The sequence below is a fragment of the Leptotrichia sp. OH3620_COT-345 genome (assembly GCF_003932895.1).
Lineage (GTDB): Bacteria > Fusobacteriota > Fusobacteriia > Fusobacteriales > Leptotrichiaceae > Pseudoleptotrichia.
Window position 1 is genome coordinate 1 of sequence record NZ_RQYW01000013.1, and the last position, 21,508, is coordinate 21,508.

Sequence of the window (21,508 nt, forward strand, 5' to 3'; positions counted from 1 at the left end):
AAACAGAAGAAAATATCAGTCTGTAAATATAAGGTGATAAAAATGAAATATATTAATATTATAGAGTCATTTTATCCTTCTTTAAGTAAACAGGAAAAGAATTTTTCCGTAAAATGCAGAGAGAATAACAATTCACTTAAAAATTATACAAAATAAATAGAGCAGACTTGAAATCGGACTAATTTATTTAATGGACCAAATCCGTTAAATAATATTTTAGTCCGATTTTAAATAGGTTTTAGCATTTGAGTCAATGTTAAAAGAAAAGTTTTTTCAAGTCTGATTTATAATATAATTCTGAAAAATAAAATTTAGTATAACTAATTGTTACGTGATATTAATTTTATAATAAATTTTTTAATTAATAAAAATAAAACAGGAGTTATATAATATGAGAGATAAAAGGAAATATCATATAGTACAAGTCAGGAATGTTGTTGAATTTTTATTGACAACTTTTTTTTTGAAGTTATACTTATTATGAAAAGAATTGATTTGTTTTTTATTAAAGATATTTATATATACGGGGGAATTTATGGAAATAAATATTGATTATGAAAGCAGTCATCCTATTTATATTCAGATAGTAAATGAAATAAAAGCAAGAATAAAAGAAGGAGAAATAAAGCAGGGAGATAAGCTTAAATCGGAAATATATTATTCAAAAAAATATTATATAAGTAGAAATACTGTAAGAAAAGCTTTGGAAATACTTGAAAAAGAAGGAATTATAAAAAAGGTTAAAGGAAAAGGGAGTTTTATCCGGTCGCCTAAAATTTATCAGAATAGATCCAAATTTAGTAAATTTCATGATGATATGAGAATTCTCGGACTTACTCCCAATTCAAAAATATTAAGTGCAAAAAAAGAAATTCCAAATATAAACATAAAAGAGAAAATGAGACTGAAAAATGAGGAATATGTATACAGTATGACATGGATAAGATACGGAAGCGAAGAACCCTTAATATATGAAACAATACATTTAAATTATAAATTTGTAAACGGAATTGAAAAGTTTATTTTTGGCAGTATAAAACTGTATGATATTCTCGAAAAAAAATTCGGTATAAAACCTGAAAATGGAAAAGAATGGTTTTATCCGTGTAAACTGTCAGAGACTGAAATGAAATATCTGCAAACAAAAACGGGAGATGTGGGAATGCATGTGGAACGGATTATGTTTTACGGCAAAGAAGTACTGGAATACACCGAATCAATTGTCAGAGGTGACAGATTTATATATACTATAGACTTTTATAATGAAGAATAAAGAAATATATAAAAATGAGTAATTTTAATTCAGATAAATTATATTATTTTTTGGGAGGAATGTTTATGACATTAATTTCTTTTTTAATAGTTACGGGAATTATTGCTCTTATTTCATGGTGGAAAACGAGAGATGATGATCTTTCCACTTCAAAAGGTTATTTTTTGGCGGGAAGAGGATTAAGCGGAGCCGTAATAGGATGTTCTATGGTTCTGACATCTTTGTCCACAGAACAGATAATAGGACTCAATGCGGAATCTTACAAAGGAAATTTTTCAATAATAGCATGGACAGTTCAGTCAGTTATACCTTTATGCGTACTTGCAAAGGTTTTACTGCCTAAGTATATAAAAGAGGGGTATACTACAATACCTGAATTTTTTGAAAACAGATATGATAGAGCTACAAGACTTATAATGTCTACATTATTTCTATTTTTTTATCTCTTTATAGCTATTCCCGTGGCACTTTATACGGGTGCTATTGCTTTTAACAAAGTATTCAATCTGGAAATAGTTTTCGGACTTACTTATGCCCAGTCTATGTGGATTACGATATGGACAATAGGAATAGTAGGAGGAATTTATGCAATATTTGGAGGACTGAAGGCAGTAGCGGTATCAGATACTTTGAATGCAATAATTTTAATAATAGGAGGTCTTTTAGTTCCTATATTTGGATTAAAATTTTTAGGAAATGGAAATGTTTTAAACGGAATATCAATAGTAACTACTCAGAATATTGAAAAGTTCAGTGCAATAGGAGGTCCAAAAGATGCCGTACCGTGGACGGCAATTTTCACAGGTATATTAATTGTAAATTTTTTTTATTGGACTACGAATCAGGCTATCGTTCAGAGAACTCTTGGAGCAAAAGATTTAAAATCAGGTCAAAAGGGTATACTTCTAGCTTCTATTTTCTTGTTGTTACTTCCTATAATGCTGAATTTGCCCGGATTGATTGCTTATCATATTGTTGGAGAAGGTTTGAAACCTATTGATATAGCATATCCTGAACTTGTAAATAAAGTACTTCCTTTGCCGTTAATCGGATTTTTTATAGCAGCACTATTTGGAGCTGTTCTCAGTACGTTCAATTCCTTTTTGAACTCGGCTGCAACTATATTCTGTAATGATTTACTTCCTATAATTTCTAAAAAGGAAAGGTCAGATAAAGAACTGATAATATTTGCAAAAAAAATTTCGACAGTTATGGCACTTTTTACAATGGTAGTAGCCCCTTTTTTAATGTATGGAACTGAGGGGATATTTCTTTTTACAAGAAGATTTGCAGGTTTTTTTAATATACCTATAGTAGCACTATTTGTAGTAGGAATATTGAATAGGACAGTTTCAGGAAAAGCTGCCAGAATAACAGTTATATTGCATATTCTACTTTACTATTCCCTTGTATGGATATTTAAAGTGAAAGTAAATTTTGTCCATGTAATGGGGGCATTATTCGTATTTGATGTCATAGTAATGCTCATATTAGGGATATTTTTTAAAAGGAGTACACCTTATAATGAATCAAAAGAAAATAAATCAAATGTTGATTTGGCTGATTGGAAATATGTTGATTTGGTAATTATGATCGTAATATCAGGGCTATTCTACTTGTATGCCCTTCTTTCTCCAATAGGTTTGGCTTCAAAATCGGGAAAGCCTTTACTGGTAACAGGAATATTTTTAATAGTTGAAATTATAATGGTGGTATATTTTTTAAGAAACTATAGAAGAAAAAAAGAAAATTTGTAAACTGATTTTTAAGGAGAAAAAAATGAATAATATAGTCTATATTTTATTAGATCAGGTAAGAAAGGATATGTTGGGAACTTACGGGCACAAAATAGTTAAAACTCCCAATATAGACAGACTTGCTGAAGAAGGAGTAAAGTTTCAGAATGCTTTTACACCTGCTTCGGTTTGCGGGCCTGCAAGGACTTCCCTGTTTACAGGACAGATGCCGTCAACTCACGGAATAATAAAAAATGGAGAAAAAGGAGGTATAGGAGAAATACTCCGCGAAGCTCCCAACATAATGGCGAATTTAAAAGATTACAATACTTATGTAGTTGGGAAATGGCATGTAGGGACAAGATCTGTACCTTCAGATTACGGAATAAAAGGACATGATTTTGACGGATACGGATATCCGGGAAGCGGAATTTATAAAAATCTTGTGTTTAATCAGCCGCCGACACGAGGAAACAGATATAAGGAATGGCTTGAAGAAAAAGGATATGAAATTCCTGAAGTAAGTAAAGCATACTTTGGAGACAATCCTCACTTGAGAGTACAGGAATTATGCGGTCTTCTATCCGGAACAAGAAAGGAAACGATACCTTATTTTATAATAGATGAAGCTAAAAAATTTATAACAGAATCTCTTAACGATAGGAAACCGTTTTTTACATGGATTAATTTCTGGGGACCTCACACACCATGTATTGTTCCTGAACCTTATTATTCAATGTATAAACCTGAAGATGTAGTTTTGGATGAAAGCTTTTTTAGACCTCTTAAAGGAAAACCTAAGCATTACAGGACAATTTCAAAGATGTGGGGTATGTGGGAAGCAAGTGAAGAAAGATGGAAAGAAGTAATATCTAAATTTTGGGGATATATAACTCTTATTGATGATGCTATAGGAGAGTTCTTTTCTTTTCTTAAAGAGAACGGGCTATATAATAATTCCTTCATAGTGGTAACGGCAGATCATGGAGATGCTATGGGAGCACATAGAATGATAGAAAAAGGGGAATTTATGTTCGACACTACATATAATATTCCTATGATAGTAAAAGATCCTCGATCAGGTAGAAAAAACGAAACAGATGATAATCTTGTATATTTACATGACCTTACATCTACTGCATATGATATTTCAGGAGAAAATATACCCGAACAGTTTCAGGGAGAATCTATATTGAATATAGTGAGAGAAAATTATAAGAATAATAGAAAAGGGCTGTTGTGTCAGCTGGCAGGACATTTTGTATATTTTGAACAAAGAATGTGGAGAAGAAAAGATTTTAAACTTGTATTTAATGCTTCGGATATTTGTGAGTTATATAATATCAAAGATGATCCTGAAGAAATGGAAAATCTTTTTTACAATGAAAAATACAAGGACATAAAAAAAGAAATGCTGACGGAATTGTATGGAGAAATGACTAAAATAAAAGATCCTATGGCTGATTGGCTTTACAGAATAATTTATGAAATTTAGCTTAAAATCATTTTGAGTTTATAATCTGAAAATTAATTGTAAATTACTATTTTCATTAATTAAAAAAATAGTATTTACAGACTGATATATTTTTTCAGCTTATAAATTTAATTTTGCAAAAAAAGCTGTCTCAAAAAATAAAAAATGAGATTAGCTTTTTTTAAATTAAATTTTTTCTTTATTTGTAGCTAATCTTTTTTGTAAATATATTAGAAACATTTATTTTAACATGTTTTGTAATATAATAGTTACAAAACAAATTTAAAGAAAAGGTTAAATGTTTAACCTCAAAAATAATTATATCAAAATTGTAACTTAAATATAACGATTTTTTTTAAAAAATCAAAAAAATGTAACAACTTTGTTACTAAAATATGATAAAATACATTTAGAAACGGGAGGAAAAAATATGAGTTTAGGAGAAGTTTTAAAGGAAAAGAGAGAGAGTAAAGGACTTTCATTAAGACAGGTAGAATATAAATTAAAATCCAAAAACATTCAGTACAGTCATACTAATATAAAAAGATTGGAAGATAATAAGTTTGACAAAGTTCCTATAAAAGTTCTTTCAGCATTAGCAGAATTATTTGTTTTAGACAAAGTTACCTTATTTAACTTAGCAGGTGCGGCACTTGATGAGACGGATGAGCGGATTTCAAAATTAAATAAACGTGAACGTACACAGTTAGATGATGTAATGTCCAGTGCAAATCATTTTTTTAATGATGAAAGTATAAACGAGGAGGATAAGAAAAAGCTATACGACAGTTTACAGGAATTATATTTTGATGCAAAATCAAAAAATAAAAGAAAAAAGTAGGGATGTTGGATGCGAAAAAAGAAAAATATAAAGCAAAGGGTCAAAAATCTGATTGAAAAATACAATACAAAAAATCCATATGAATTATGCAGAAAGTTAAACATTTATATAAAGTATATGGACTTGGGAAATATAAAAGGATATTTTAAAAAAGTACTTGGAAATAAATATATAGTAATTAATGAAAATCTAGATGATTATTCAAAAAAAGTGGTATTGTCTCACGAGTTGGGGCATGGAGTAATGCATTCAAGTAAAGATGTTTTATTAATGAAAGAAAATTTTTACAGATACACTCCTGAATTAGAAAATGAAGCTAATGAATTTGCAGCGGAACTATTATCCTACGATGCTCAGGAAATAAGTTATAATTTAATTGAAAATTGTGATTTGGGACTTGAAGTAATGGAGGAAATAAGAAAATATAAAAGATTTTAAAGGATAACAAATTACAATAAAAATAAATTATTAAGTATTATAATAATGAGAGTTTTTAAAATCTGTGATTTCAAAATGGTTTTATCATGTAATTAGTAAAATAAAAACCTTAAAGTTGAAAATAGAACCAAATTATAATTTTACTTTTTAAAACTAAGATATAACAAATTATAAAAAATAAAAGGAGTGATTGAATTGAAAAAGATATTGATGATTTTATCGTTATTGTTTTTAGTTGTGAGTTGTGGAACTCCGAAAGTTCAGAAAGAGTTTGAAATTGTACTTAAAGCGTTACAAAGCGGAGATGTGGAAAAAATAAAAAAGCTGAACTCTAATTCGGAATTTATGAATAGTGATGAGGATTCAAAAATATTTTTAAATGGATATAAAAAAATGACTTACAAAATAAAAAGTACTAAAGTTAAAGGAGATATAGCAACAATAAATCTGGACTTGAAAGCTCCTGATTTAACAGTATATTTTTCAGAATATGTACAGGAAATTATGGGATTGGCTTTCGCCAATTTCGGAAAAAGTAATCAAGAAATAAAAGGTATTCAAGATAAGTTTACTCTAGATTTCTTTGAAAAAAAATTAAACTCGAAAGACTTAAAATACAACGAAGAAAATGTAGATGTCGTTTTAAAGAAAAATGGAAAAGAATGGGAAGTTGATACTGAAAATGAAAAAAACAAACCGTTTTTTGAAATAATAAGTTTCGGGTTTACTAAAATACTGGAAAATTTTGGAGAAAATATGATTCAGGATGAAGAAACGGTTAAATAGCCTAAGAAAAACTAAAAAACAGTAGTTATGGAATTAGCGAAAAATTTACAGTTTTAAAAAAGGAAATTTTAAAAAATCAAGTAATATTGATTATATTTATTATGAACTTGATTTAGAAAATAATAGTTTTATGTATTGACTATATTCAAATTAGATGTTAAGAGTTGATGGTAGCAGATTTCAAATGTTTCCGGACAGTAATCGGGATTTTTTGTCAGTTTTACATTCCATAGAAGGCGAAATAAATTGTAAAAGTATAAATTAGGGAACTGAAATAACTAAGAAAAAATTTTATGATGTTCCCTAATGTGGTAAAATTAGAAAATTTAATACTAAATAGCAACAGAAAAAAACAGGAAAAATTGAAAATAAACTTAAAATAATAGGAAAAATAAGGGATTAAAGAAAATCTTCTATTTTTTTAAAAAAATATGTTACAAAAAAGTTACAAATGTGTTATATTAAATTGAGATGATAAAAATGGAAACAAAATAAAAAATATTATTTACTTAAATAGTTACAGTATAAATGAAATGATAGTAAAATTAGATTATAGCAGTCATAGAAAATTGAAAAAAATAATAAGTAAAAATAAGAAAAATAGATGTGAGGAAGTTTTAAGCTTTTTAAAACAATGATTTTTTACACCTTTAAAGTAACTTTTTAGTTACAAAAAATGTTTGTATTAAATAAAATTAAGAAATAATATATTTGTTTAACGTTAAAAAAATATTATTTGAAGAAATTTATTTAAAATTTGAATTATTAGGAAATTAAAAAATAAGTATTTGTAAGTATTTAATGAAGAATAACTAAAATATCTACTATCCGTAAAAAACTATTGTGTGAGATATTAGGAAAAATCAGATTCATAAAAAATATATTGATGAATAAAAATAAATTTGAAAAATAAAATTGGGAAAATCGAAAAATACAGTTTAAAAAATAATATTGTTCAAGAAAGGATTTAAAATGAATGAATTAAAGAATTTTAAAAATGGGAAAATTGAAAAAATGTTTGTCGATTACCAAAAAATCAAAAAACGACTGACAGAACAGAAACATAAAGTTAACTTTTATAATGATGTTATGGAAAGTACATTGGTAACGGATGTAGGAACAGTATCAAAATTACTTAATTTTAAAGGAGTAGGGAGAAATACGTTATTTAAAATTTTGAGAAAAAAGAGACTATTATAACAGAATAATATACCTTATCAGAAATATATAGATAACGGATATTTCAGAGTCGCTGAAAGTAAATGGAATGACTGCACGACCGGAAACATAAAAATTTCACTCAAAACAGTAGTTTATCAGAAAGGGATCGAACATATTTCGAGATTGTTGAAAAAACTTGGATATGAAAAAATTGATACAGTATGATAATAAAGTATATTAAAATACAACAGAAATTGTTAAATTTAATAATGAAATATAAAAAAATAGAGAATAGAGTAAATTTTCGGAAATATATGATAAAAAATATTGGAAAGGTCAAATGTATAGAGTCTTTTCCGTTTAAAGGAGAATAAAAGATGGAAATACAGGAAATAAGATGTAAATTTTGTAAAAAGAAAAAAATGGAAGTGGAGATAATAGGCGGAAGATTTAACTATAATTTTATATGCCCAAGATGTAAAAATAGAAATGTAGGCACAATAATTGATAAAACCGAAAAAAAAGACAATGTATGAAAAAAATAAATATAAATTTTAAGTTGTTAAATTTTTATTGTATTATTAATTTGTTATTTTTAATAAATAGAAATTAAAATAATAAATTATTTAAAGGATTATATTCTTATAAAAAAAGTGATAAATATTAAATTATCAAAAATATAAAATTAAATATTTTGAAACTATAACATATAGGTAAGTATAAGTTAATTATACTTTTTATTCAGAGCATCCCGAGCGGATCTGTTACGTAGTAATACGTAGCGGTTCGCTTTTTCTTTATTTTCAATATTTGAAAAGTATGAAATAAATTTCGGCTTAAAAGAATATAAGTTTTATAAAAAATTTAAATAATTCTACAGTTATGAAAAATAACGGTTAGATTTATAAAAAAATTAGAAAAGTAATATTGAATAATAATTTAAATACGGGACATATCAGATACAGATATTTAATAAAAAAGTAAAATGTCCAGAAAATTGGAGAGTAGATTATTTCATAAGCTAGAAAATATAAGTTAATGTTTTTATTGTTTATACAAAAATAGTAAAAAATCTGAGATTTATAATTTGATATATTTTATGAACTGATACTTTAAGGACGATTAATTTATTAGTAAAACCTAAAAATCGATAAAAATATATTGGAGGTATTATTGGTTTAAGCTGTAAAACTTCCATGAGAAAGGAGGCGAAATGATACGAAGTATAATGAAAATACCTTGACGGAAATGAGAATAATATTTTGGTTATTGATTGTTCGGCAACTCTTTTAACATCAAAATATACTAATGATGTAAAAATGATAAATAAAAACATCACATATTTAAATTTTTAAGTTAGGAGGATTTATGAAAATAGAAGTTAAAGAACCGATAACTCTGATTTTATTTCAAACCGGAGAAACAGTAAAGTATGATGAAATAGGAATGTTTGAAATAGAAAATATAGATTTGAGAATGGAAAGGATAATTGCTCAGAGTAACGGAAAAATTAAAATTTTTGTTTAGACGGATTCAGTGATCAGAGTTTAAAATAAGAAAAAGAATGGAAAAATTGAAAAATGAAAAACAGGAATCAAAATTTTTCAGGATATAAATTATAGTTATCAGTTATATTTTACAGTACTGATAGAAAGGCGGATATGGAAAAGGAAAATACAATTTTATATTCAAAGGAAAAAGAATATAAGTTTTTTAAATTAATGGCTGCTGATAATGTTTCAGGAATAATTATGAAAAATTTTAAAGAATATAAAGTAAAGGTCCGTATAAGTAATCGACTGGATATCTTACAGGAAATAAAATCGGAGAATACACAGATAGTGAAAAAATTTAAAGGAAAGATAAAAATTCCTTTGACGGCAGTTAATATTAATAATAATGAAGAAACTATAACGGTAAGTAATGGAGATCTGCTTGAAATGGACGGGAAAAAATACGAAATTATCGACTATTATGAAATAAACGAAGAAACAGAACATTACGGTATATTTTACTTAACAGGTTATTTTAAAAATATCGGATTTGACAAGTATAGGACAGAATTGAACAATCTTTTTTATACTTTATTCAACAGATTGAATATTGAAGCAGTTATTTATTCAGCATTTTTTCAAAATGAATATTTTAAAAATTGTAACAGATCATTTTTAACTTATGATATTGTCCAAGTAGGTAAAATGAATGATTTTACAAGTTTTGCCGATGTTTTAGAAAATAAAGATAATTATGAAAGTGAAGTAAGAATAAAAAGAAATTACAGAGTAACGATTAACTATTATTTAAAGCCCAATGATATTGATCTGGACCTTGTTTTAAGTAAAAACATAATATTTGAACACATATTGAAAAGGACTTCATTCCGTTTTGAGCATATAAAAGATTTTGAAATACAGAATTTAGATCTATTATCTGAAAATGAAGTTATAGTAAATGACAAAATTTTAAATAAAAAAGTATATAATTTAGAATTTAAAGCAGATACAATATATAACTTTAAAAATGATTATATTGAAAGAATAAATTTAACAGGAAAATTAAAAAATAAGGAGGACTAAAATGTCAAGAAATGCAATAGTGAGTATTCAGGCAATAAATGCGGCTTTATCTTTAACAATAAGGGATTTTTCAAGCGTCTTGTTCGTTGTGAAAGGGAAAGCGATTAATGAAAATAATTTACCGAAAGCAATAACAAGTGTAGCGGAATTTAAAGAGCTGGGTTATGATGATGATGCGAAGGAAACCGCATTGGTAAAAGATTATTTCGGAGCAAATCCAAAACCTGATTACATATGGGTATATGGAGAAAATACATCAGAAGTAACGTATACAAAAATATTGGAAGGGCTGGATGTAAGATTCCGTGGAAAATGGTTTTATACATTGGCAGCTGTAAGTGAAGAAGGAGAAGTTAAAGAAATTATTGATTTTCTTAAAGGAACATCAGTGAACTATGTAGCTTTGTTGCAAGGAGCTCAAAACTTTACAACAGAAGTGAATTTAAAAATAGCAAAGGAAAATCCGACTAATTTAGCGTTTTATGTTGCTACGGACAAGAAAGAAGGTCAGGTAAGTAATTTAGTGGCAACTGTAAAAGATTTCTTTCCAGGTTCGGTTCCTTTTGCTGCAATAAAATTAAACGGATTGACAGGTTCGACATTTAGTGAAAGTGAAAAACTTAAACTTGTAGGAATTCAAAGAACATCAGATACAGGAGTAAATCTTGTAACAGAAGAAGATCAGATGGTTATTCCTTATTATGGAAAAGCAATGGACGGAACTACATGGTTTGATTATTCCGTTGCAACTATAGCAATAGATGAGTATATGAGAGTATATATGACAAAGTATATAGTTGAAAAAAATACCTTAGGAGAAAAAATACCTGCTAATGACTTCGGTAAATCTCTTTTAGTTTCTAAAGGAATTGAAATACTTAAAGAATTTGCGGATAGAGGAATAATTTATAACAAAGAAGATTTACTTATGAGCGGAGAAAAAGCATTTGAAGTTAAAATAGTATCGCTTAATAACAGAGAAGCTGAAATAGAATATAAATGTTGGTTCCAAGGAGCAATTATTAAATCTAAAGTAGCTGTAAAATTAAATTCGGAAAAAGGAAATTAGGAGGGAATATAAATGGCTTATTTAAGAAAAGGATATGTAAAAATTACTGCTAACGGCAGGGAACTTATAATAGATGAACTTGATGAAGATGCAATAAGTATTGAAGCACTGGGAGATAAAACTACTCGTAGAAGTACGACAAGAGGTAAGGGGATATATTCAATTATGGGAGATGTTCCATATAAGTTGACATTTACGATACCTTCTACTTCTAAAGCTATGAAAAGAGTTTTATCGTATTTAGAATTTTTAAAAAGTAATGACTATCCGTCGTTAAATTTTGAAACACATGAAAAAATTGACGGTGAAGAAGTTATTACTTACTATGAGGATGGAAATGTTATGACAGAACTATCTGCAGAAGGAATGTTGACAGCAGATGCCCCTAAAAATACATTTGCAATAGCAGGAACAAGAACGGAAAAGAAAATATAAATATAAAGGAGATGAAACATGGATAAAAAAAATAACAAAAGCGAGTTTATACAATTGGAAGCGGGAAAAGAACCTTTTGCCAAGTCTTTTAAAGGAGAAAGGAAGTTTTTCGGATTACCTAATAAAACATATATTCTTTATTTAGAAGGACTGGGAAATGATGGAGAAAAAAGTATTGTATCAATTCAGCTGATTACTCCTCTCGCAAGAAAGCTGACAGGGTTTATATCCAAAGTTTCAGGTTTGTTAAATGGAGATACTCTTACAATAGGAGACGGACAGGAAATAAATGATCTTATAGATATAACTCAGGAACTATTTCAGATTTCGAGTACGGAAATAGATAAACTGACATTCGACGGTCTGTTCCATTTAATAGGATTTGCTGCTGAGATTTCAGTGTCTCCCAGTTTTTCTAAAAAGTGATGGATATATAAATTACAATAAACATTTTTCGGAAATGGATTATAGGAGTTATGCATCACATTTAATAGGGTTTGAGTTCGGCTTAAACCCTTATGAAATTGAAGACAATTGGAGTGAGTTTCAGATTGCTCAGACAACGGCATTTTTAAGAGAGCATTTGAAAAATAGGTTAAGGTAGGAGTTTTAATATGGCGGAAAATCAGAATATAAAGGCAAAAATTGGTTTCGAAGCTGATTTTAAAGAGTTGGAGAGATTGCTCGGCACAGTAAAAAGGACAATAGAAAAAAGATTGAAAACCGATATCAAAGTTAATGTTGAGCTTAATCCTAAAGGGTATAAAGACATTCATAAGTTAAAAAAAGAAATATCCAAGAAAGTAAAAGTTCCTGTTCAATTTGAACAAAAGGGAAAAATTCCGAAAATTGTGTCGGATAATTTTATTCAAAAAGCATTCGGAGGAAAGATTAAAAAAGGTATAAAGAAAACATCAAAAGTATCTTCTGATTCCGGACAGGAAGATTCAGGAAATGAAAAGCAGGGAAAATTTGAAAAGGTAGGAAAATTTGCAAAGAAAATATCGCAAGCCGTACCGACTGATTTTACCAAAGAAATACTCAGTATAGGAGGGAAATTTCAGGAATTAAAAACAATGCTGAGTAATTCCCTCGGAGAAGATGCGGAAGCTTCGGGTTTGATGAACATTATAAAGAAAACTGCAAGAGAAGCCAACCTCGGAATGGGTGAAACAGGATCGGCATTCAATGAACTTATAAATAACGGATTAAAGCCGACTAAAGAGGAAATGCTTCAATTTAACAATATGGCAAAAGCTCAGAAAAAGGATTTGGGACAATGGATAGGAGCAGTCACGGATGCAGTTAAAGGAGAAAATGAAGGACTGAAACAATTCGGAGTAACTGCTAAAGATGCAGGAGACTCGTGGATATACACATTTAGCGGAGTATCGACCAAAGTAAAGAAAAATGAGCAGGATATATATAATTATATGGCAGGTTTAGGGCGTCTGCCCGGAGTAGTAGGAGCAGCCGAAAAATCATCCGGAGATTTTAACAGTATAATGAAAAGTATTTCCGATACGATAACAAATATAAAAATAACTTTTTTTGAAAAAATAGAAAAGTATTTATCTCCTGTTTTAAATGTTGTGCAGAATCTTCTGGAATCTTTTCAGAAATGGGCGGAAGAAAATTCCGAACTGACGGGTATTATAGGAATGGTTATTGCTGTTTTGGGAGGACTTTCAATGGCGGCATCAGTAATTGCTCCGATATTAACGGCAATAAGTGTTCCGGTGCTTGTGTTAATAGCAAAAATAGCAATATTAACTGCCATAATAATAGATTTATGGAACGGGCTTACAACAGGAAACAGTTACATATTTTCAATAATTGACGGATTTCTGGAATGGATTGGAGTAAGTGTATCGGTGCAGGATATTCTGAATGGAATAACGGAAGGTTTCAATGGATTAATGATCTTTGTTTCCGAAGAAGTTGTTCCGATACTTTTAGAAGTATGGAATTTTCTGTGTGAAGGAATAATGCTTACCATAGGAACAGTACAGGAATATATTTCAGTAATTGTAGATATTATTGTAGCATTATTTACCGGAAATATTCCGAGAGCGGCGGAAGGATTTGAACAGCTGAAAAATATGGTTTTAAATATTTTTGATACTATAATGTCCGCTTCGGCAAGGGCAGTTGCATATATACTAAATCTGTTTGCAGACGGAATAGATAAAATAGGAGATATGTTTTTGAAATTGCCTTTCGGAATGGGGGATTTAGTAGGAGGTATTGCAAAAGAAGAAGCAAAGCGGGTAAGAGAAAAAAGTAAAAATACTGAAGGTTATGCCGATAACTTAGATAATAATAAGGAAAAGAGAAAAAAAGAAATAAGAGGGTATTCTGAAGCAGGAAATACAGGAAAGGAAAGAAAGGAATTTCCAAATAATAAAAATGAAAAAGATAAAAAGACGGATCCTTATAAAAATATGAAAAAAAATATCGGCGGTAATTCGGTAAGTAACAGAAGTGCTCCTCCTAAAAAAGATACAAGAAGTAAAGGAAGAGAAAAAGACGCTAAGGCTAAAGAAGAAAATAAAATAATAGTATCGGCGATAGAAAATTTACAGGATATTCTCAAAAAAACCGGATACGATATAACTTCTGAAATAAAAAGAGCAAACTTGTTTGAAGCAAAAAGGACTGCAATACTGGAAAGTCAGAAAAAAATGGGAATTATGGAAATGTTCAGAGATATAAAAGACAGATATATTCAAAACAAGACTACAAATAATCTGGAAATAATACTTAACGGGAATAAAATTTCTGATAACGGGATAAATGAAAATACACGGATAAGAGATTTATATCAAATACAAAATGCTAAGAAAGGCGGGTAATATGTTTTTTAAATATGACGGATTTTTTGGAATTTTACCATTTAAATCCATATCAAACAATATAAATTTACAAAAAGAAATAACTTCAAGAAAAACCTATTTAGGATATGAGGACAATGATCACCGTTATTTTAAAGCAAAGGAAATAAATCTTACAATAGTTTTGGAAGGTAGGCTTAAAAAACTTCATCTTACTGCTTTGGAAAGTATGTGGAAAAATAATGATAAACAGGTATTGATACTTCTTAAGCATAATCAAATATTTAGGAATATGGTAATAAAAAATATTTCAAATACTCAGGAATATGATACTGAAAAAGATAATATCATTGAACTGAATGTATCTTTTCAAGAAATGAGATATGGAATTCCTGAAGGAAATATTTATGAAGATATAAAGAATATAACAAGTTCAGACGGAATGTTTACACAGGTTGTAGGAAAAGTAAAAGAAAAGCTGAATACGGTAGTTAATTTATACAGCAGGGCTATAAAGTAGGTGTTAGAATGAAAATACAGTATAAAGAAAATGAAATAAAAAATATGATATTAAATAATAATTTTGTTGAAATACCTTTTGACACAGAAAATATAAAAAGGAAAACAATAAAAATAGAAGCTATTGTATTTGAAAGAAAAATAAAGTTTGAGCTGATGTATATAAACAAAAAATATGATTATCTGTTTGATGATATTGAAAATGTCGTACTTCAAATATTTAATGTGGATAATGAGCTTTTATCCACAGGAAAGCTCCGGTTAAGACAGGACTTGTTATACACTGTAAAACAAATCACGAATGACTACGATGATCTTGTTATGCTGTTAATTCCTAAAAATAAAGCTATTATGAAAGATAAGGCTTTTAAACTTAAAAATTTAGACGGCTATGGCTTCTTTTTGTTCAAAGAGGTAAGAGAAAATGGATAAATTCAGATATATTGAAATAAAATTGATACTTGATAATAACGAACTTGTTTATAACAATGATAATTTTAATATTGATTTCAGTCTTGAAACTGACAGGAGCAGTCAGTCAAATGTATTGGAACTTAATTTGTATAATATAAAAGAAAGAGAAAATGGAATAGATTCACTGGAATATGAATTTATGAAATTGAAACCGCGTATTGAGTTGTATGCAGGGTATAGGGAAAAAAAAGAAATCAAAGTGAAGGATCTTGTATTTAGCGGACAACTTGCAACAATAAAAAATGATTATGCCGATTTGGACATAAAATATTCCCTTGTATGTTTTCAAGAGAGGGATATTCTGGTAATGCAGACTTTAAATGTAAGCTATCCTAAGGGAAATAAACCTTCTTTTATTATTAAAGATTTAGTTGAAAAAGTAGGAAGTAAAGAAGAAGTTAAACTTGGGATTGGGAAAATAGAACCGTTTAAAGATTTACCTTATCAGTCAAATTTTTCAAAGTCAAATACAAGTTTACAAAAAATATTTGAAGCTCTTGCAAAAGATACAATGAGTATATTTTATATAGAAAACGGATTACTTTATTTTTTACCTAAACATTCTTTTGTAAAAGAAAAAATAAAATTAAAACAGATGGATTTACTTGACTTAAAAGCAGATGATAACGGTTATAATGTTAAGCTTGGATTCAGAAATTTCAAAATAAATACTCAGGTATATATTGAAGGTCTGGAAAAGGATTTTGTAATAGATAAGATAAAACACAACTGCAACGGAGAAGACGGAGATTTTGTGACAGAACTGAAAATACTGGATATGGATATATTCGGTCAGAATATGCTCAAAGAATTAGAAGAAATTAAGAAAAAATCTGAAGAAAAAGTGAAGGAACCGGAGGAAAAAGAAAATAATAAATAAGGAGAAAAAATAATGGCATTTTCAGAAATCGAAAAACATAACAGAACACTTATAAATGAAGAATTAAACGATATTCATACTTTATGGATAGGAAAGTTATATGATGTTGATAATTCTAAAAGGAAAGCAAGTGTAAAGTTTTTACAGAAAGCAATAAGAACATTAAAAAATGATTTTTTTCAGACTTCTCCCGAGGATATAACGGATGTTCCTTTATTACCCGTGTTTTCAAGTTTGAATTTTGAAATATATGTTCCATATAATAACGGAGATAAAGTATTGATATGTATTCTTGAAAGACCGTATACAGAAGCATTTCATAATGATGAAATACAGGAGCAGCAGTTATTCGGAAGAATGGATATGGGATATTCGATAGTTTTAAAGGCTATACCGAAAAATATGTTGTCAGAAGAACAGTCTGAATATGAAAATATAGTTATAAGAAATAATGAAACAAAAGTAGTTATAAAAAACGGAAGTGTAAATATTACAGGAAATACTACTGTAAACGGTGAGTTGACAGTAAACGGTAATATGACGGTGAACGGGAAACTGAAAGTGAAGTCAATAGAAACAGATGATATTGAAACAAAAAGCGGAATTTCCAAAGGCGGAGTAGAATATATACATCCGTAAAAAATTTAAGAGGACAATGACAGATGAATAATAACTGTGATAGAAATATAAGGAATTACTTAACTTTTTATATTTTATAGTTTACAATGTAAACATATAAAGGAGAGTAATATTATGCCGGTAATTTCCATAAGATTTAATGATGAAGAAGAAAGAATAATAAAAAAAATTATAGAAAACAAAGGCTCTACTGTATCTCAATATACTAAAGGTTTAATATTTGAACAAATAGAAAATGAATATGATTTAGAAATTGTAAAAGAATATTTGAAAGCAAAAGAAGAAGGAATACTTGAGTTAGTATCCTATAAAGAGGCAGTGAAAGAATTAGGATTATAATAATGAAAAAATATACGATAAAATTTGAAAAATCTTTTCTAAAAATATTAAAAAATTAGACAAACAGACTTTACTAATAGTAACCGGCTATATTGATAATAATTTAAAAAATACAGATAATCCGAGAAGAAAAGGAAAAGCCTTAACAGGGATTTTAAAGGTCTTTGGAGATACAGGATAATAGATTATAGATTGATAGCGGGTATTCAAGATGATGAATTGATTATAGTAGCTATTGATTTAGACCATGGAAACAAAATATACAAGTAATAATTTTAATCACAGTTATTGATTTAGCTGTGATTTTTTATTAGTCGACGGAGGCATAAAATGTTTAAAATGGAAAATGGAGATTTGAAAATAGTAAATAATGATCTTCAAGTTATTTCAGAAAAAGCAAGAATATTGCAAGAAATAGAAGAAAAGATAAAGCTTATAAAAGGAACTTATAATTTAAGGGAAGAATTAGGTATTCCATGGATGGAATATAACGGGAAGCTCAATAGTACTGAAAGGGACAATATAATAATCACTTTTATGTATGAAAAGGTTTCCGGATACAAAGGAATAGATGTAAGCAGTATTTTCATAGAAAAAGTGAAAAAAGAAAACAGGGAGGCAAGTTTCAATATAGAATTTGTCTATTTGGGTGAAAAAGTAAATCAAGAAATAGAGGGAGGTGCATTTAATGGGATTTAAGACAGATAAAAACGGACTTATATTTCCTGTATTTACAGATTTTAAAGATGAAATGGAAAAGGAAGGGAAAATACAGTTTGGAGATGATTTTACCATTGATCCTGAAACATCTTTAGGTCAATTTTTGGAAGTTATTTCATATATGCTTGAAAATACAAGTAAACAGTTACAGAATGTGTATTTCTTATTCTGGCTGTTTAATAAAAATGGTGCTTTGCTGTCAGAATATGCGAGCAATTACGGTATAGAAAGAATACAGGGGAAATATTCTTACGGAAATCTTAATATTGAAGGAACTCCCGGGCACATAGTTACAAAAGGGTTCCAGGTGCGTTCTAAAAAGGGGCTTTTATACAAAACCGTTTCAAATGTTCTTATTAATTCGGCAGGAAAGGCAAAAGTTCAGATAAAAGCTCTGGAGTTCGGAGAAGAATATAACACAGAAGAAAATACTATTTTAGAAAAAGCGACAGGAGATGAAAATGTAACTCGTATATACAACTCCGAAGCTATTACAGGAGGAACTTTTTTAGAAAGCGATGAAGATTTAAGAGAGAGGATACTGAATTTATCTCATTCAAAGGGAGGTTCAGATATAAATGGGATAAAAGCTGCATTACTTAAACTTTCTCAAGTGGAGGATTGTGACATAAAGGAAAATTATACAGATACGAGAAATGAAACTTTAAAATTAGAACCGGGACATATAAGAATAATAGTTAAAGGTTTAATTGATGAAGAGGTAGCTTATTCAGTTTTAAATACCATTTCTCCCGGAATTGTAACTGACGGAAATGTGGAAATGAGAGTAGTAACGGATTCCAATCAGAGCAGGATAATAAAATTTAAGCAGGCAGTAAAAGTAGAATATGCTGTAAGGGTCAGAAATATAAGGAATATATCCGAACAGAATAGAATAACAAGAGAAGAAATAATAAACAATATATTTAAGGAAGCAGGAAATTTTAAACTCGGGCAATATGTAAATTATGAAAAAATTCAAGCAGCAGTATATAAAATATCAAATCAATTGGAAGCTGATGTAGAAATAAAAAAAATAAACGGAAACTGGGGAAAATCGGATTTAGATATTGAACATGATGAATACAGCTTTTTAAGTATGAATAATATAGAGGTGATACTGTAATGAAAGCTGATAATTTTTTGAGCTTATGCGGGAATATAATTGATAGGAAAGAGCCGAGTAATAAGAAAATATTTAATATGATTTCCAAAGGTTTTGAATTATACAACAAATACTATGAAAAAACTCTATTTTCAGATGTTATAGACAGATTAATTGAAAATGAGCTTGATTTATTCGGTTCCCAGTTTAATCTCTACAGAAGCGGGAGAACGGATGAAGAATACAAAAAATATCTGAAATTATCTTTTTTATTGAGATTGGGAAGAACAGATTTTAATTTTATAGTAAATGCCGTTTCCATTTTCTTTGATATTGAAAAGCAGAAAATAAAAATATTTGACCATAATTCAGATAAAGATATTAAGGCGAGACATATTAAATTAAGAATATTGCAGAAGGTGGATATGCAGGAAATAATTCCTTTTTTAATAAAAATAAAAGCGGCAGGGATAATAGTCGATTGTTGGGAAATGTTGGACGGAAATTTTTTGGTCGACTGTAAAGGTGTAAGAAAGAAATATATAGTTAAAAGTGATGTTAATTATGAATATGACAGACATGAATATAATCTTGATGAAATGTTAGAACTTAATGATTAAAGGAGGTTAAGAAGATGCCAATTATAAAAAAGTTTAAACAAGGAGTATACGAACACTCTAACCTATTTAAAATAAAAAATCCGACTGTTAATGTCGGAGATAATGAAGTAAAGGAAATAACACCTTTCAGAGGGGTAATACAACAACAAGGAGATGTTATAACAGCAGAAGAACATAATGAAATACAAAAGAACGGTACAGTTTTTGTTACCGTAGAATATTCAGAAAATTATGGGAGTGGTGTAGACGGATATGTAATTAAAAATTTTATTAACGAGCAAGGTTTATTTGAAGGGTTAAAACTAAAATTTAAAATACCTCGAACAAATATTTATGAAAATCCTGTAATTGTTTTAGGAACTCAAACTTATAATTTAAAGATAGTAAGTGGAAATTCCTTAATTAATGTTCGAAAAGGTGAATTAAATATAAATGAAATAGTTAACATCATTTATTGTAATGGATCGTTTATATTGGAAAATCAAATTGCTTCTGAAAATTCAAGAGGAATAACAAAATATGGAACGGAATCAGGAACAGCATTAGAAGGAAAAAGACTTACTGAAATAATGGGATTAGAATTTGGGGGAAATATTCAAGATATAGGAACAAAAATAACCGGAAAATTTTATTATGATAAATCTATAAAACATTACTTTGAGTGTACAAATAATAATGATTTAACCTATGTAGATGTTACTAAATTTAAACCAATTTCTAATAAACCAATTTCAGATAGATTAGAAAATTTATCTAGTTTTAAACGTGAAGAAATAGTATTAACAAGCACAGATGGACAAATAGCAAAATTTAACTTTGTAGCTTCTGGAAATGTTAGGATTGTTTGGGTCATAAATATAGGAATTAAGAATCAATACCAAACTACTTTCCCAAATTTACCTGAATGGTTTTGTAAAAATGCGGAAACAACATGGTCAGTTTTGGGTAATGGAACTGGAGGAATCGGTATGGATACGGCTGAATTTTATCTTGACATTGAAAATAGGAGTATAAAAATTTTTCCACAACTTACAAATACTAATATTATTCATCAACTTACGGGACAATGCATAACCGTGGCAAGAATTTAATAAAAATTAGGAGGTAAAAATGCAAGTAATACACATATACAATAGAAGTAATTTAGAACTTATAGCTAAACCTATTACAACAAGTACAGAAGATTTTAAAAGTAATTCAGAACGGTTTTATCCGGACTGGAACAGTGAAACAATGGTGTTTTCTGAAATAGAATATCTAAACCCAAAAATAGAAAATGGAAAACTAAGAGAAATGACAAAAGATGAGTTGTACAAAGTTGGAAAATATAATCTCGCTAAAAACGAATTAATAGAGAATGGGAAAATAAAGAGTGTAGAATTGTCAGAATACGAATATATAGAGAATAACAAAATAAAACTTAACAGAGAGAAAAAAACAGAGAATATTTTAAAAGAACTGACAAATTTAAAAATCGAGTATTCTGAAAAGGAATTTATTTTTAAAGAAAAATATTTACAAAAAAATAGAGAATTGGATAAAAATAATCTGGGAAATATAGTTACAATGCTACTTGTAAGTAAATAGCA

At 28.5% G+C, this 21,508-nt stretch carries 24 protein-coding genes and 2 pseudogenes; all 26 read left to right on the top strand.

Annotation, left to right across the window (positions count from 1 at the left end):
- The first annotated feature begins 535 nt into the window (after positions 1–535).
- Positions 536–1,273 (top strand): GntR family transcriptional regulator, encoded by a 738-nt coding sequence (locus EII29_RS08235; protein WP_125237054.1) that lies wholly within the window; start codon positions 536–538, stop codon positions 1,271–1,273.
- A gap of 65 nt (positions 1,274–1,338) precedes the next feature.
- Positions 1,339–3,030 (top strand): solute:sodium symporter family transporter, encoded by a 1,692-nt coding sequence (locus tag EII29_RS08240; protein WP_199726058.1) that lies wholly within the window; start codon positions 1,339–1,341, stop codon positions 3,028–3,030.
- Between the two features lie 22 nt (positions 3,031–3,052).
- Positions 3,053–4,504 carry a sulfatase-like hydrolase/transferase gene (locus EII29_RS08245; protein WP_125237056.1) on the top strand — a complete coding sequence of 484 codons (1,452 nt, stop codon included), beginning with the start codon at positions 3,053–3,055 and terminating at the stop codon, positions 4,502–4,504.
- Between the two features lie 409 nt (positions 4,505–4,913).
- Positions 4,914–5,324, top strand: a complete 411-nt coding sequence (locus tag EII29_RS08250; RefSeq protein WP_125237057.1) for a RodZ family helix-turn-helix domain-containing protein — start codon at positions 4,914–4,916, stop codon at positions 5,322–5,324.
- Positions 5,325–5,333: 9 nt separating this feature from the next.
- A complete protein-coding gene (locus EII29_RS08255; RefSeq protein ID WP_125237058.1) occupies positions 5,334–5,762 on the top strand; it encodes an ImmA/IrrE family metallo-endopeptidase in 429 nt (142 codons plus the stop codon).
- Positions 5,763–5,957: 195 nt separating this feature from the next.
- Positions 5,958–6,548 carry a DUF5105 domain-containing protein gene (locus EII29_RS08260; RefSeq protein ID WP_125237059.1) on the top strand — a complete coding sequence of 197 codons (591 nt, stop codon included), beginning with the start codon at positions 5,958–5,960 and terminating at the stop codon, positions 6,546–6,548.
- A 1,014-nt stretch (positions 6,549–7,562) separates the two neighbouring features.
- A pseudogene (locus EII29_RS12875) lies at positions 7,563–7,934 on the top strand (phage antirepressor KilAC domain-containing protein).
- A gap of 152 nt (positions 7,935–8,086) precedes the next feature.
- On the top strand, positions 8,087–8,245 hold the full coding sequence (locus EII29_RS12100) for a hypothetical protein (RefSeq protein ID WP_158612495.1): 159 nt from the start codon (positions 8,087–8,089) through the stop codon (positions 8,243–8,245).
- Positions 8,246–9,077: 832 nt separating this feature from the next.
- Positions 9,078–9,236, top strand: a complete 159-nt coding sequence (locus EII29_RS12105) for a hypothetical protein (RefSeq protein ID WP_158612496.1) — start codon at positions 9,078–9,080, stop codon at positions 9,234–9,236.
- A gap of 134 nt (positions 9,237–9,370) precedes the next feature.
- The gene (locus tag EII29_RS08275) at positions 9,371–10,285 is read left to right on the top strand and encodes a hypothetical protein (RefSeq protein WP_125237061.1); all 915 of its coding nucleotides are present in this window, start codon (positions 9,371–9,373) and stop codon (positions 10,283–10,285) included.
- Position 10,286: 1 nt separating this feature from the next.
- Positions 10,287–11,354, top strand: a complete 1,068-nt coding sequence (locus tag EII29_RS08280; RefSeq protein WP_125237062.1) for a hypothetical protein — start codon at positions 10,287–10,289, stop codon at positions 11,352–11,354.
- A gap of 12 nt (positions 11,355–11,366) precedes the next feature.
- Positions 11,367–11,789: a hypothetical protein gene (locus tag EII29_RS08285; protein WP_125237063.1), complete on the top strand. Its 423-nt coding sequence runs from the start codon at positions 11,367–11,369 to the stop codon at positions 11,787–11,789.
- A gap of 18 nt (positions 11,790–11,807) precedes the next feature.
- Complete coding sequence (locus tag EII29_RS08290; protein WP_125237064.1) at positions 11,808–12,215, top strand: hypothetical protein; 408 nt, start codon at positions 11,808–11,810, stop codon at positions 12,213–12,215.
- Positions 12,216–12,249: 34 nt separating this feature from the next.
- Positions 12,250–12,393 (top strand): hypothetical protein, encoded by a 144-nt coding sequence (locus EII29_RS12110; protein ID WP_158612497.1) that lies wholly within the window; start codon positions 12,250–12,252, stop codon positions 12,391–12,393.
- Positions 12,394–12,403: 10 nt separating this feature from the next.
- Positions 12,404–14,644 carry a hypothetical protein gene (locus EII29_RS08295; RefSeq protein WP_125237065.1) on the top strand — a complete coding sequence of 747 codons (2,241 nt, stop codon included), beginning with the start codon at positions 12,404–12,406 and terminating at the stop codon, positions 14,642–14,644.
- A gap of 1 nt (position 14,645) precedes the next feature.
- Positions 14,646–15,143, top strand: coding sequence for a phage baseplate protein (locus EII29_RS08300; protein ID WP_125237066.1), 498 nt, complete (start codon positions 14,646–14,648; stop codon positions 15,141–15,143).
- Between the two features lie 8 nt (positions 15,144–15,151).
- Positions 15,152–15,574 (top strand): hypothetical protein, encoded by a 423-nt coding sequence (locus EII29_RS08305; RefSeq protein WP_125237067.1) that lies wholly within the window; start codon positions 15,152–15,154, stop codon positions 15,572–15,574.
- The gene (locus tag EII29_RS08310) at positions 15,567–16,496 is read left to right on the top strand and encodes a hypothetical protein (protein WP_125237068.1); all 930 of its coding nucleotides are present in this window, start codon (positions 15,567–15,569) and stop codon (positions 16,494–16,496) included. Before EII29_RS08305 ends, EII29_RS08310 begins: the two co-directional genes overlap by 8 nt.
- 12 nt (positions 16,497–16,508) lie before the next feature.
- Positions 16,509–17,135, top strand: coding sequence for a hypothetical protein (locus tag EII29_RS08315; RefSeq protein ID WP_125237069.1), 627 nt, complete (start codon positions 16,509–16,511; stop codon positions 17,133–17,135).
- A gap of 114 nt (positions 17,136–17,249) precedes the next feature.
- On the top strand, positions 17,250–17,474 hold the full coding sequence (relB, locus tag EII29_RS08320) for a type II toxin-antitoxin system RelB family antitoxin (RefSeq protein ID WP_125237070.1): 225 nt from the start codon (positions 17,250–17,252) through the stop codon (positions 17,472–17,474).
- Positions 17,475–17,505: 31 nt separating this feature from the next.
- Positions 17,506–17,744, top strand: a pseudogene (locus tag EII29_RS08325) (type II toxin-antitoxin system RelE/ParE family toxin).
- A 60-nt stretch (positions 17,745–17,804) separates the two neighbouring features.
- Positions 17,805–18,173, top strand: a complete 369-nt coding sequence (locus EII29_RS08330) for a hypothetical protein (RefSeq protein ID WP_125237071.1) — start codon at positions 17,805–17,807, stop codon at positions 18,171–18,173.
- Positions 18,163–19,320, top strand: a complete 1,158-nt coding sequence (locus tag EII29_RS08335; protein ID WP_125237072.1) for a baseplate J/gp47 family protein — start codon at positions 18,163–18,165, stop codon at positions 19,318–19,320. The genes EII29_RS08330 and EII29_RS08335 overlap by 11 nt, the downstream gene beginning before the upstream one ends.
- Complete coding sequence (locus tag EII29_RS08340; RefSeq protein ID WP_125237073.1) at positions 19,320–19,919, top strand: hypothetical protein; 600 nt, start codon at positions 19,320–19,322, stop codon at positions 19,917–19,919. Before EII29_RS08335 ends, EII29_RS08340 begins: the two co-directional genes overlap by 1 nt.
- Positions 19,920–19,933: 14 nt before the next feature.
- Positions 19,934–21,010 carry a hypothetical protein gene (locus tag EII29_RS08345; protein WP_125237074.1) on the top strand — a complete coding sequence of 359 codons (1,077 nt, stop codon included), beginning with the start codon at positions 19,934–19,936 and terminating at the stop codon, positions 21,008–21,010.
- Between the two features lie 19 nt (positions 21,011–21,029).
- Complete coding sequence (locus EII29_RS08350) at positions 21,030–21,506, top strand: hypothetical protein (RefSeq protein WP_125237075.1); 477 nt, start codon at positions 21,030–21,032, stop codon at positions 21,504–21,506.
- The last annotated feature ends 2 nt before the right edge of the window (positions 21,507–21,508 follow it).